This is a genomic window from Ruegeria sp. BHSC043, assembly GCF_059612985.1.
On sequence record NZ_JBXWRS010000012.1, the window covers coordinates 1 to 12,723 of the forward strand.

Genomic DNA, 12,723 nt, shown 5'->3' on the forward strand with positions numbered 1-12,723 from the left:
TCAGCAGAAGCAGGGTCATCAGCAGGCCCAGCGGCAGCCGCCCGCGCGCCGACCGGACCGCGTCGGTGATCACCGCGCCGAAATGCACGGCGAAGGGGACAAGAAACGCCACGAAACCGGTGATGCCTTTAACGAACAGAAGGCCGTACCAGGTGTGGTGGCTTCCGATGGGCATGTATTCGACCAAATGCGCACCGGGCTGAACCGTTCCGTGACCAAACAGCACCGCGTCGGACTGCCAGCGTTCATAGGCGATGCGTTGCAGGGTTTCGCGCACGCGGGTGCTGTCGGCGCGCGCCGATTTGAAATTCTGCAGCGCCTGATTGCCGAGATCGATCGCGGCGGCCCCCCACGCCGCGGACGCCGTCGCTACGGCCGACACCAGAAACCATCCCACGCTGCGCGCCACCAGCGGCAAAAGGCGCGGCCCCAGTGTGCAGGCCACCAGCCCGACCAGCCCCATGCGGGATTTCGACGCAAAGATCATGAGAATACCCGCGCTCAGCCCGACGGCCATCCATCCCCGGTGCCGTTCTTCGAGTGCGAACAGGACCATGCATACCCCCAGCAGGGCGGCAAATGGCGACCAGGGCGCGAAGAACTGCCACCTGGGCGTCCAACTGGCCGGGTCGATCGTGTAGAGATAGACTGAGAAATACTCGGGCCCCGGCCCACCGACCGCCTTCAGCGGTGAGGTGAAGATCTGGCTGGGCAGGCCCAGATAAGGTGCCGCCAACAGCGGGGGCGCAAGGCACAGGGTCCACAGCCCCAGCTTGCACTGGCCCCGCACCAGAACCTCGCGCCGGATCGGCAGCACGGCCCCGGCCAGGATGAACAATGGAATAAGCGCCCAGCCCTTGGCCCAGCCGATCGAGGATTTGATAGTCTTGCTCAGCCCCAGCCCCCAATCCAGATGGCCGGCCCACAGTGCACACAGCATCAACAGCATGCCGGCCATCCATAGCCAAGCCAGCGCCGGAACCGGCCCGGTGGCCCGCAGATCCGGACGGATCGCCGGCCCCAGATACAGGGCCAGCGCCGCCAACCCCGCCAAGGACCATCCCAGCACCGGCCCCACGACATAGAGCGCGCCGATGGCATAGAACGGCCATGTCCAGACCAGCGCGCACCAGACAAGCCGCTCGGCCGGGTTCTGCGGCTCGGCCTGGGTCATGCCTTGTTCTCGCCTGTGTCTTTCAACAGCCGCGAGATCAGCGGGTTACGGACCCATGCCAGCGTCAGCCCGATCAGAAGCATCAACGTGGCGGCAATCCCGGCCGCGATCGACAGCTTCTTGTTGGGTGAAGACGGCCGGTCCGGCAGCGACGGATTTTCCAGCACCTGGATCAGCGGGTACGAGGCATAGACATCGGTCTTTTTCGATTCCGACCGGGCGATGGCCGAGGCAAAAACGGCTTCGGCCACGGCAAAATCCCTTTGACGGTCTTCAAGTTCGGCGGCCACCGGCGCCAGCGCGGACAGGCGCGAAGTTTCGGCCGCGACCTGTGCGGCGAGGGTTTTTACATGCTTCTCCTGCCCCGCGCGCAGGGCGTTTTCGCGGACAAGCTCGCTGAGCAACTGCGCGCGCTCTCCCTCGGGGGCGCGGTCCAGACCCGAAAGCTGCTCGACCGACAGGCCGGTCACCTCGGCCGCGCGTTGGACGGCAACCTTTCGTGCGCCTTCATATTCCTCCCGCGCTGCGCGATAGACCGGATGGCGCGGCCCGTAATTGGCATCGGCCTGCGCCAGCTTGGCCGCGCCGGCCGAGACATCCTTGAGCAGCGATATGTATTGCGCGTCGGCGTACAGCTTTAGCGTCACCGCAGCGGCATCCGGAGGCAGATCCAGCGCCACTTCAAGCGCCGCGACGCGCTCGGCCTGGCGGGCCAGCGTGCTTTCCTCGGCCCGCAGCGTTTGGCGCGCACGGTCAGTGGCGGCCACCTGCTCACGGTATTGGGCGGCAGAGAGCAGCCCACTCTGCCGCTGCAACTGCTCGATCGCAGCGCGGGTTTCACGAACCGAGCGCTGATAGTCTTCGATTGCGCCGCTGTTGCTGGCTTCGCGCGTGGCGATTTCGTCCGCGCGCAAGGCGTCGATCTCGGCAAAGAACGCAGCGACAAGGGCATCGCCGTGGCGTTGCGCGTCCCCCGGGCTGGCGGCCTCCATTTCGATATGGATCAGGCTGGTCTGGTCCACCAGGCGGATGCGCGGCTTGCCGAACGCATCGCGTTCCGCGCCGACGGCGCGCGCCGCCGCATCCAGGATGCGATCCGCAGACAGCAGGCGCTTGTAGGTTTCGGTGGGGCTGATCGACCCGTTGGCAAAGGCTGAATTGGCGTAGGACGAGGCCTGCCCGATATTTGCCAGATTGACCGAGGCCGACGCGCCCGATCCCGGCAGGATCAACGAGGCGTGGGATGCGTATTTGACCGGCGCGGTTGCCAGATACCCGCTGATCGGGGCCCAGATGCAGCTGGACCCCAGAAGAAAAAGCGCAACATATCGCGGCAATCGTCCGGCATCGGTCAACCGCCCACCCTTGAGGACGCGCCGCCAACCCAGAGACCGGATGTCGCTGCGGCTTATACGCGCCCAGTCCCAGGAACGGTTGGGCGCAAGGGGCTGATGGTTGTCGGAAATCTGGTTCGGCATATCACATCCTCTCTCAAAGAAGTGATAGACCGGGACGGCATGGGCTGTCCGCTGCGCAATGGGTTAGACTGGGGCGGGTTGGGACAGGCCCACTATCCGAAAGGATGGGCGTGGGTCAGAACAGGCCCGCCTCGCGCGCGGCCATTGCGGCCTGGGTCCGGTTGCTGACACCCACTTTGCGGTACAGCGTTTTCACATGCAGCTTGATCGTCGGCTCGGACAGGTCCAGATCGCGGGCGATCTCCTTGTTCGACTTGCCCTCGGTCAGACCCTTGAGGACCTGGCGCTCGCGCTCGGTCAGTTTTTTGGCCATCGGATGGGTGTCGTTCGGCTGCTCGGCGCTCATGAAACCGACGGGCAGATATTGCTCACCCATGGCCATGAAACGGATGGCGTTTACCAGCGACTTGGCCGGAAGGGTCTTGGGCACGAACCCGGCGGCCCCCAGTTCGAGCGCACGTTCGGCCAGACCGCGCGAGGCATCGCCGGTGAACAGCGCCACATGCCGCGCCCGATCCATGCCAATGCAGGTTTCCAGCCCACTCAGCCCGTTCATGCCCGGCATATTCAGATCCAGCAGAACCAGATCAAACGGACCCTCGGATTCGATCTTGGCCTTTGCGGTCGCAAAATCCGGCGCGGTGGTGGGTTCGATCCCGCCCGTGGCCTCAATGAAGGCGACAAGCGTGTCCAGAACCAGATCGTGATCGTCGGCGATAAGAACTTTCATCAATGAACTCCATGTGCCTCCATCCAGACCTGAAAAGGTTAATAAAGCATTGATGATCGGCGGTGAAGCCTACCGAACGGACAGGCAGATACCCGATCGGATAGGAGCAACTGGCCGGATTTCCGGGCGGTGCCGCATCCGGGCCGTGCCGATCAGCCGATTTCTCCGCCAACTCTCCTGATGCTCGTCTGTACCGGTGCCGACACCGCGGACAGGTTTAGGGCAAGAGTTCAATTCATGTTCGGAGAGTTCCATGCACTTCCAAGCCGCAAACGCCCTTTTCGACGGCGCACACACCACGCCCGGCACCGCGCTGCCGATCACCGAAATCCTTGGGCAGCCGGTGGTGAATGCAGAATCAGGGCCGGTCATCAACACGCTTTTGGACGGTCACCGCCGAACCGTTTTTTTCCTGAATGCGCATTGCGCGAATGTCCGGGCAAAGGATGACCAATATCGAGCAGCCCTGACGCAAGCCGACCTCGTCCTGCCCGACGGGATCGGGGTCGAGCTTGCTGCCTCGATGCAGGGCGAACGCCTGGCCGAGAACCTGAACGGAACCGACTTTGTCCCGCGCCTGGTCCTGCGCGCGGCCAAGCTGGGCCAGTCGGTCTATCTGCTGGGCGGAACGCCCGGCACCGCACAGGCCGCAGCAGCGCGCCTGCAAGACATGGCGCCCGGCCTTAGGATTGCCGGTTCCCGCGACGGGTTTGGGGGCATCGAACGGGCGGACGTAGCCTTGGACGAGATCAACCAGTCCGGCGCAGATATCCTGCTGGTGGCGATGGGCGTTCCGCTGCAAGAACTGTGGATTACGCGGCACCGCGCACGGCTGAACCCAAACCTGGTGCTGGGTGTCGGCGCGTTGTTCGACTTTCTGGCGGGCAACGTCCGGCGGGCCCCCGGGATCGTGCGGCGGGCCCGGATGGAATGGGCGTGGCGGCTGGCGATGGAGCCGCGCCGCATGGCCCGCCGCTATCTGATCGGAAATTTCGAATTTCTGGGACGGTGCGTCGCCCAGGCTCTCGGCGGGCTGACGCCCAGCCGTAGTCTTGACCTGACCGTTGCGCTGGCGGCCATGACGGTTCTGGCCCTTCCAATGCTGGCAATTGCCGCGCTTGTCCGGTTGGACAGCCGCGGCCCGGTCCTGTTCCGGCAGACGCGAGTGGGCAGGAACGGGGTTCCCTTCACCGTCTACAAGTTCCGCTCGATGACCACCGACGCCGAAGCACAACGGGCCAGCCTGCTGGCGCAGTCCGACCGCGCAGGCGTGTGCTTCAAGGCACGTCAAGATCCGCGTGTGACACGGGTGGGCAAGCTTCTGCGCCGCTTCTCGCTGGATGAGCTGCCGCAGATCCTCAACGTCCTCAAGGGCGACATGTCGATCGTCGGACCGCGCCCTGCCCTGCCTGAGGAGGTCGCCAAATACCCGCCGCGCGCGCTTGAACGCCTGGCCGTCCGCCCCGGGATCACCGGCCTGTGGCAGGTGTCGGGCCGGGCCGCCATCGACTTCGACCGGATGATTGACCTGGACACGGCCTATGTGCGGTCCCGCTCGGCCCTTCTGGATCTGATGCTGATTGCCATGACCGTGCGGGCCGTCGTGTCCGGCCGCGGCGCCTACTGAGAAAACCCAAGGAGAATTGATATGACCAAGATTCGCAAAGCCGTCTTTCCCGTCGCCGGACTGGGCACAAGGTTTCTGCCCGCGACCAAGACCGTGGCCAAGGAAATGCTGCCGCTGATCGACCGCCCGCTGATCCAATATGCCGTCGACGAGGCGCGCGCGGCCGGGATTGAAGAGTTCATCTTCATTACGTCGCCCGAAAAAACCGCGCTGGAGGCCTATTTTGGGCGGAATACGGCGCTTGAACGCAAGTTGAAGGATGGTGGTAAAACCGAGTTGTTGAACAACCTGCGCTGCGCCGAGCTGGTGGATGGCAAATACTGCTTTGTCCGGCAGGACGCGCCCCGTGGATTGGGCCATGCTGTGTCGCTGGCGCGCGAATGTGTGGGCAACGAGCCGTTTGCCGTGATCCTGCCCGATGACGTCATCAGCGCCCGACGCCCAGCCTTGGCACAGATGGTCCAAAGCTATTGTGACCAAAACGGCCACATGGTTGCGACCCAATCCGTGCCGTCCGACAGGATCGGGTCCTACGGGGTGGTCGATATCGCTCTGCAGGCCGGGCGTGTGCAGAGCCTGCGCGGCTTGGTTGAAAAGCCCAACCCCGAGCAGGCGCCGTCGAATTTCGGCATCGTCGGGCGGTATATCCTGCAGCCGTCGATCTTTGGTCGTCTGGCCGGCCAGGCACCGGGTGCGGGAAATGAAATTCAGCTGACCGACGCCATCGCTGCGGATATCGAAACCGCTGGCTGCTCGGGCTATGCCTTCTCGGGTGAACGCTTCGACTGCGGCTCGGTCGCCGGGTATCTTGAGGCCACCGCGGTCTTTGCCCTGCAGCGGTCAGAGCTGCGCGAAGAGTTTGAGCGGATCATGGCGCAGCGCATGGGCCACCTGCGCCCGGCCGCGTAGCGAAGGGCACCTATCCGTTCGGATAGGTGCTTATCCCGATGCCCGTCTGTTGCCCTGCCACGCTTTCTGATCTTGTGCAGATGGACACTAGGAGAATGACATGCGGATTTTACTTGCAGCTCTGGCAATGGTTCTGACCTTGGGCCAGGCACAGGCTAAGGATCTGGCCGAACCCACCGGAGAGGTGGTTCTGACGATCACCGGCAACCTGACTCGGCCCGGAGCCGAGGACGGAGCGCGGTTCGACATGGACATGTTGAAAGCCTTGCCCGCGCGGACTTTTGCGACCTCGACGATCTGGACCGAAGGTGAGAACTCCTTTGTCGGCGTGCCGTTGTCGGTCCTGCTGGAGGCTGTCGGTGCAGATGGCCGCATGATCCGCGCCACGGCGATCAACGACTATGCGGTTGAAATCCCGATAGACTCAGTCACCGACAGCGACCCGATCGTGGCTTATGAGATGGACGGCGCCGAGATGTCGCGCCGGGAGAAGGGCCCGCTGTGGATCGTCTACCCCTATGACAGCGACCCGAAATACCAGACCGAGGTGACCTATTCGCGCAGCATTTGGCAACTCGATCGCCTCGAGGTCGTTAAATAGCTTGCAACCGGACCGAGTGCAGTAATGAGTAAAGCGCAGTGAACTATCGATGGGGCTCGGGTTGAGCGGTACCGGCACGCACATTTTGCGACGCCGATGGGTCTTCGGGCTCATCGGCTTTGGCGTTTTGTTAGGTCTGGTCGCGGTAGCGTGGCTGTCAGCGCAGGTGTTTACAGATTTCAACGACCGGCGGGCGGCGCCTTCGGACAATGTCCAATGGACGCTGTCGCAGGTCGAGGTTGACTATCTGTCCTACCTGAACGCTCTGGAAACTGCGTCGGCGGCCCAGGACGCGGAACATGGCACATTGGATCTGGTGCGCCGGCGGTTCGACCTGTTCTACAGCCGTGTCGATACGCTGGCACAATCCCGTGTGTTTCAACCGTTGCGCCAGGATGACCGGTTCCGCTTGCCGTTGGAGCGGGTGACCCAGCACCTGAACGCCGCAATCCCGTTGATCGACGGGCCGGATGCGGAGCTGGCCGAACAACTGGACGATCTGAAACGCGCCGCCCTTGAGATCGGTCCGCATGTCCGCACGTTGGCCGTTTCGGGCATCTCGTATTTTGCCACCGAGTCGGACCAGCAGCGCACCCAGACCGCCGCAAATCTTCTGCGATTGGCGATTCTGTCGGGAGCCTTGCTTCTGACCTTGGGTGCCGTCAGCGCCTATCTTCTGGTGGTCAACCAGCGCGCTACGCGCCGCGGCAGGGCGCTGCGGCAGGCGAATGAACGGATGAACACGATCCTCTCCACCTCGTTGGACGCGGTGATCGTGGTCGATTCCAAGGGCGACGTGATCGAGTTCAACCCAGCTGCCGAGGCAATATTCGGCTATACGGCAGATCAGGCACGGGGTCGCGCGATTGGTGACCTGATCGTGCCGCCGCATCTGCGCGCGGCTCATCGTGCCGGCATGGAACGTATGCAGGCTGGTGGAGAACGGCATGTCGTCGGTAAGGGGCGGGTCCAGTTGGAGGCGATGCGCGCGGATGGCGAGCAGTTCCAGGTCGAACTGGCGCTGCAATCGGCCCGGGCGGGTGATCAGGAAATCATCATTGGCTTTGTCCGTGACATCTCGCAGCGGGTGGCGGCGCAGCAGGAACTGATCCATGCCCGCGACCAAGCCCTGGCCGGTGAAAAGGCCAAGGCCGATTTCCTGACCGTGATGAGCCACGAAATCCGCACGCCGCTGAACGGGCTGCTGGGCAACCTCACGCTGTTGAAGAACACCCGCACCACCCGCGAACAGGCGCGGTTCGTCGAGAACATGGAAATCTCGGGCCAGATCCTCCTGAGCCACGTCGACTCCGTTCTGGACATCGCCCGGTTCGAGGCCGGGAAACTGTCGGTCGCGTTGCAGCCCACCGACCTGAACGACATCCTGCAAGAGATTGTGGACGGTCAAAGCGGCAACGCCGCATCGCGGGGGAACTCTATCTCTTGGCAATGGGTGGGCGAGGCGCGCCCCTGCGTCGCCGCCGATGCCCAAAGGTTGCGGCAGATTCTTCTGAACCTTGTCGGCAATGCCGTCAAGTTCACCGAAAACGGCCGGATTTCGATCGAGGTCGAAGTGACCGAGCCTGGCCCCTCTGCGGGGGTCAACATCTTTGAATTCCGCATCATCGACACGGGCAACGGTATTGGCTCGGATGAGGTCGACGTGATCTTTGATGATTTCCACACCAGTGATCCAACCATCGGTCGAGCCACCGGGGGCAGCGGTCTGGGACTGGGCATCGCACGTCGGTTTGCTCAGGCCATGGGCGGAGAGATCGGCGTCGAAAGCACGCCCGGCGAGGGCAGCGTGTTCTGGGTTTGCCTGCCGCTGCAGGACGCGGAATTGGACGCCAACGTTGACAGCGACCAGCCAGAGGTTCAGCACGCCCAGCCGTTGGACGTGCTGGTGGTCGAGGACAACGAGATCAACCGCGAGGTGATCTGCAACATGCTGAAACTGGACGGCCACCGGGTGACGGTTGCCCAGAACGGTCAACTGGGCGTGGACGCGGCGGCAGCGCATCGATTCGACGTGATCCTGATGGATATCAGCATGCCGGTCATGGACGGCCCGACTGCGACGCGCCACATCCGCAGCGGGGGAGGGCCTTCGGCGGACATACCGATCATTGCCGTTTCGGCCAACGTGCTGCCTTATGCGGTCGACGAGTTTAGCTCCGCCGGGATGACGGCCTTTGTCGGCAAGCCGATTGCCCTGGATGCCTTGCGCAAGGCCCTGAGGGCGGTCACCGAACCCGACGCTTTGATCCAGCCCGAGGACGAAGCGGATCACATCGGCGATCTGCGCGCCAGCCTTGGCGCCGACGTGTTTGATAAGCTGCTTGCCAAATACCTGTCCGAAGGGGATGCCATCGTCGCGCAACTTGCCCAGTTGGAGGCCGGTGAAGCCGATCTGCACCAGGTCGCGCAGGAGTGTCACAGGCTGGCGGGAAGCGCGGCGACCTTTGGTGCGATTGGGTTCCGTGATGCGCTGATTGCAGTCGAGATGGCCGCAAAATCCGCAGACCGTCAGCAAGTCACTGACCTGTTGTGCGGTCTGCCCACAGTATGGGAGCGGGCAAAAGCTGCGCTGCCCGCCCCCGGTGCGGTCAAGGGCTGAGCAGAACCGCGGCCCCGACGATGCCCAGCGACCGGGCGATTTCGGTAACTCCGGTGACCTTGCTGTCGTAACAGGCAACGGCATCACCCGGCAGAACATAGGGATCGTAGTCGTCGCGGTCTCCGCGACGCAGCAGCTTTTCTATATTGCGCTCGATCACGACCGAGGATCCGGTCACGGGGTTGCGCGTGAACAGCACTGCGCTGCGGTTAGCGTTTGTCGTCTTCGACCCGCCGACGCAGTTGCTGTCGACCACGGCTTGCAGGAACCGGGTGCCATACGGCACCTCGCGCACGTCGCGCCCGATGGCGGACTGGGCGTTGCCCGCGGCCGGTTGGGTCAGGTTCGACATGTAAAGCGTCACGCCGGGCGGGCTGATCGGGCTGGGGCGCATCAGCGCGTCCTGGAAGCACCCGCGACTGTTGACCACGATCTGGTCGCCGGTCAGCAGCATGATGTCGGTCGGGTCCGATCCTTCGAACACGCCGCGCAGATCCATGCGATAGATGCGCCCCTGACGGTGCAGCTCGACCGCCGAAAGATCGGCATCCGGCCGCACCCCGCCCGCGGCCCGCAGCGCCACCGACAGGTTGCGCCCTTCGGTCGAGGCCCCCAGCGCGCCCTGGCGCCGACGGTCGAGGGAATCGCCCGGAACACCGCCGATCTCGACCGAGTGCGGCTCGAACACCGCGCCGCGCACACCCACGGTCACCGAGGCAAAATCGCTGACCCTCACGGTTACGCGGGGTTCGGCGTCATAGAACTGGGCCGCAACCAGAACGCGGGCCACCTCTTGTTCGACCTGCTCGGTGGTGCGGCCCTGGGCGCGCACGGGTGGCAGGTAGGGCAGCTTGAGGTCTCCGTCACGCGAAACGACATATGCGTCGCTCAGCAGATCATCCCCTTCGATGGTGATCTGGACCATGTCGTTGCGCGAGAGTTTCTCGCCCAACAAGGGGCTGAGCGCTGGTTGAGACCATTTCGCATAGGCACGTGCGCCCTGGTCGCCGGCCTGCGGCATGCAGGTCTGGCCGTTCATCGCGGCGGCTTGCAACAATGGCGTGTCGCCCCGCCGACGTCCGGGTTCGCGGTATTGCGCCTGATAGCTTTCGCCGCGTGATACGGCTTCGATGTTGCGGGGGGTCTGCATGCTGCTGCACCCCAGCAGGGTCGAGGCGCTGACCGCCGTAATAAGGAAAGTCTTGAAACTCATGGTCATTTTCATCTCCTGATCTGTCACAGAAGATAAACCCCGCCGCGCGGCCTGCGTCAGTCCGGCATCGGGATGACGGCTTGTCCCATTCGGATAGGTCCCTCTCCGAACGGTCCTCTGCCCCGTCCGACCGCGTCCGGGACACAGACCTTGGCCACCCGTAAAACGGAACCAACAACTGTTTTTCGGGATCACGGCGTCATGACGCACAGCTTTGCACATTCCGGTTTTCTGCGGCACCTGTTGGCTTATACCGCCTCCGAAGTGGCGGCCAAGGCGTCGCGGCTGGTCGTCGTGGTGGCCGTTGCCCGTACCCTGAGCCCCGAAGCGATCGGTCTGGCCGCAGCGGCTCTGGCGGCGGGCGACATCCTCAAGGCGCTGACCGAGACTGGGGTGAACCAGCGTATCATTCAGGCCCCGCCCGAGGAGCTGGCGCAGCGGTGCAACACGGCGCACCGCATCTTCTGGGTCTGGTGCGCGGGGCTGTGCCTGCTGCAACTGGCTGTCGCGGCGGCGCTGTTCGCCATGGGCCACACGATGCTGGCGATGCTGTTGGCGGTGCTGGCCGGGGAATACCTGTTCATGCCGGCGGGCTTGGTTCAGGCCGCACTGGCAATGCGCGAGGGCAAGCTGCAGCAGACCGCCGCGATCGCCGGCGGGCAAGTCGTGGGGGCCAATGCCCTGACGGCGCTGCTTGCGGTAGTCTGGGCCTCGCCTCTGGCATTGGTTCTGCCGCGCCTGCTGACTGCACCTGTCTGGCTGGTGCTGATGCGCCGCCTGCGTCGGTGGTCGCCTGATCGTCGGGCCGGGTTTGCAGCCTTGAAACCTTTCGCGGTCTACGGCTGGGCCGTTCTGGGCGTCGAACTGGTCAAGGTTCTGCGCCTGCAGGCAGACAAGCTGGTGGTGGGCGCAATGATGGGCGCTGAGGCGCTTGGCATTTATTTCATGGCCTTCAATGCGGGCCTTGGGCTGGCCACTTCGTTCACGCAAGCCTTCTCGGTCGTTCTGTTCCCGCATCTGTGCGCGGCCGAGGACAAGCACGGGGCGCTGCGCCACGGGCTGGGCCTGTCGCTGCTGATCCTGACGCCGCTGGTTTTGCTGCAGGCGGCACTGGCCCCGGTCTATGTGCCGCTGCTGCTGGGACAGGGCTGGGCCGAAATCGCCCCGGTGGTATCGGTTCTGTGCCTTGCGGCCCTGCCGACGGTGATCTGGTCGGCGGTCGCCGGGTGGCTGCGGTCGGAAAACCGCCCCGTCGCCGAATTACGGGTCAGCACGGTTCTGGCCGTGGGTCTGATCGCCAACACGGCCCTGATGGCGCCGCTCGGCCTGATGCCCGTCGCCGTCGGGTACGTCTGCACCTGCAGCGCCATCATGCTGGCCGCTTCCTGGACGCTGCTGCCGCGGGGTTCTGCAATCACTCAGGAGGCGCGCGCCCAATGACCCGGTTTTCCATCATCGTTCCCTTCCACAATGATGCGGCAACCATTGCCGCCACCCTGAATAGCCTGCTGGGGCAGAGCTTTGCGGATTTCGAACTCATCTGCGTGGGCGACAAGCCCTCGCGCCAGACGACCGAAGTTGTCCGGCAATTTTGCGCGCGCGACGCCCGGATGCGGGTTGAGGCCAACCCCAATCGCGGCCCCAGCTCTGCGCGCAACCATGGTGCGGCAGTGGCCACCGGCGACATCCTCGCGTTCTGCGACGCGGATGACCTGTGGGTCACCGACAAGCTGGCCCAATTGGACCGGTTGTTTGCAGATACCAGCATTGATGCGGCCTTTGGCCAGATCGGGTTCTTTTCCGAAACCCCCGGCGATTGTCCGACGCGCTCAACGGTTCCCACCGATCCCCTGACCATTCCAGACCTGCTGGCGGAAAATGCGGTGTGCACGATGTCGAACCTTGCAGTGCGCCGCCAGGTGTTCGCTGCTGTCGGCGGACTGAACCCGGCTGCGGTCCACAACGAGGATCTCGAGCTGCTGATCCGCTTGGCAGGCGACGGCCACGTGATCATCGGCGTCGATCGCCTGCAGGTCTGGTACCGGACCAGCGGCAGCGGTCTGTCTTCGGACCTCGAGGCGATGCGGGCCGGGCGCGCAAGGGCGGTTGCAACGGCGGCCCGCTATGGCGTTTCACCATCGCCTGCATCTGAGGCGATTTACATGCGGTATCTGGCCCGCCGCGCGCTGCGTCTGGGGGCAGAACCGTCGATGGCCCGCGCCTATGCCCGCGCCGGTCTGGCGCTGAGTGCGCGCAGCTTTCTCAACCCCATTCGGCGCGGTGTGCCCACTGCACTTGGCGCGGCACTGGCCCCCGCCCTGCCCCGCCCGATCCGTCAGGCGCTGTTTGCCCGCTGATCCCAACCAGGAGA

Annotated in this window: 10 protein-coding genes; 6 read left to right on the top strand and 4 right to left on the bottom strand. The window is 64.2% G+C overall.

What is annotated here, in order from left to right; genetic code table 11:
- From AC2FMM_RS15075 to AC2FMM_RS15085, 3 genes are all read right to left on the bottom strand, one after another.
- On the bottom strand, positions 1 to 1,174 hold a 1,174-nt coding region (locus AC2FMM_RS15075; protein ID WP_496796994.1), incomplete at its 3' end, for an O-antigen ligase domain-containing protein.
- Positions 1,171 to 2,652: a GumC family protein gene (locus AC2FMM_RS15080; RefSeq protein WP_496796995.1), complete on the bottom strand. Its 1,482-nt coding sequence runs from the start codon at positions 2,650 to 2,652 to the stop codon at positions 1,171 to 1,173. The genes AC2FMM_RS15075 and AC2FMM_RS15080, both read right to left, overlap by 4 nt.
- A 115-nt stretch (positions 2,653 to 2,767) precedes the next feature.
- Complete coding sequence (locus AC2FMM_RS15085; protein WP_496742524.1) at positions 2,768 to 3,382, bottom strand: response regulator transcription factor; 615 nt, start codon at positions 3,380 to 3,382, stop codon at positions 2,768 to 2,770.
- 253 nt (positions 3,383 to 3,635) lie between these two features.
- Between AC2FMM_RS15085 and AC2FMM_RS15090 the strand changes: the two genes are divergently transcribed.
- The 4 genes from AC2FMM_RS15090 (at position 3,636) to AC2FMM_RS15105 (ending at position 9,139) form a co-directional block, all read left to right on the top strand.
- The gene (locus AC2FMM_RS15090) at positions 3,636 to 5,009 is read left to right on the top strand and encodes a WecB/TagA/CpsF family glycosyltransferase (protein ID WP_496796996.1); all 1,374 of its coding nucleotides are present in this window, start codon (positions 3,636 to 3,638) and stop codon (positions 5,007 to 5,009) included.
- A gap of 21 nt (positions 5,010 to 5,030) precedes the next feature.
- Entirely contained in the window at positions 5,031 to 5,918 is an 888-nt protein-coding gene (locus AC2FMM_RS15095; protein WP_496796997.1) for a UTP--glucose-1-phosphate uridylyltransferase, read from the top strand.
- A 100-nt stretch (positions 5,919 to 6,018) separates the two neighbouring features.
- On the top strand, positions 6,019 to 6,519 hold the full coding sequence (locus AC2FMM_RS15100; RefSeq protein ID WP_496796998.1) for a putative pterin-binding protein: 501 nt from the start codon (positions 6,019 to 6,021) through the stop codon (positions 6,517 to 6,519).
- 166 nt (positions 6,520 to 6,685) lie between these two features.
- Entirely contained in the window at positions 6,686 to 9,139 is a 2,454-nt protein-coding gene (locus tag AC2FMM_RS15105; RefSeq protein ID WP_496796999.1) for a hybrid sensor histidine kinase/response regulator, read from the top strand.
- On the opposite strand, the gene AC2FMM_RS15110 is transcribed toward AC2FMM_RS15105, so the two are convergent.
- Positions 9,129 to 10,358, bottom strand: coding sequence for a polysaccharide biosynthesis/export family protein (locus AC2FMM_RS15110; protein WP_496685556.1), 1,230 nt, complete (start codon positions 10,356 to 10,358; stop codon positions 9,129 to 9,131). The two genes, AC2FMM_RS15105 and AC2FMM_RS15110, sit on opposite strands and share 11 nt — an antisense overlap.
- Before the next feature lie 195 nt (positions 10,359 to 10,553).
- Between AC2FMM_RS15110 and AC2FMM_RS15115 the strand changes: the two genes are divergently transcribed.
- Positions 10,554 to 11,792 (top strand): oligosaccharide flippase family protein, encoded by a 1,239-nt coding sequence (locus AC2FMM_RS15115; protein ID WP_496797000.1) that lies wholly within the window; start codon positions 10,554 to 10,556, stop codon positions 11,790 to 11,792.
- Entirely contained in the window at positions 11,789 to 12,709 is a 921-nt protein-coding gene (locus tag AC2FMM_RS15120) for a glycosyltransferase family 2 protein (RefSeq protein WP_496797001.1), read from the top strand. Before AC2FMM_RS15115 ends, AC2FMM_RS15120 begins: the two co-directional genes overlap by 4 nt.
- The last annotated feature ends 14 nt before the right edge of the window (positions 12,710 to 12,723 follow it).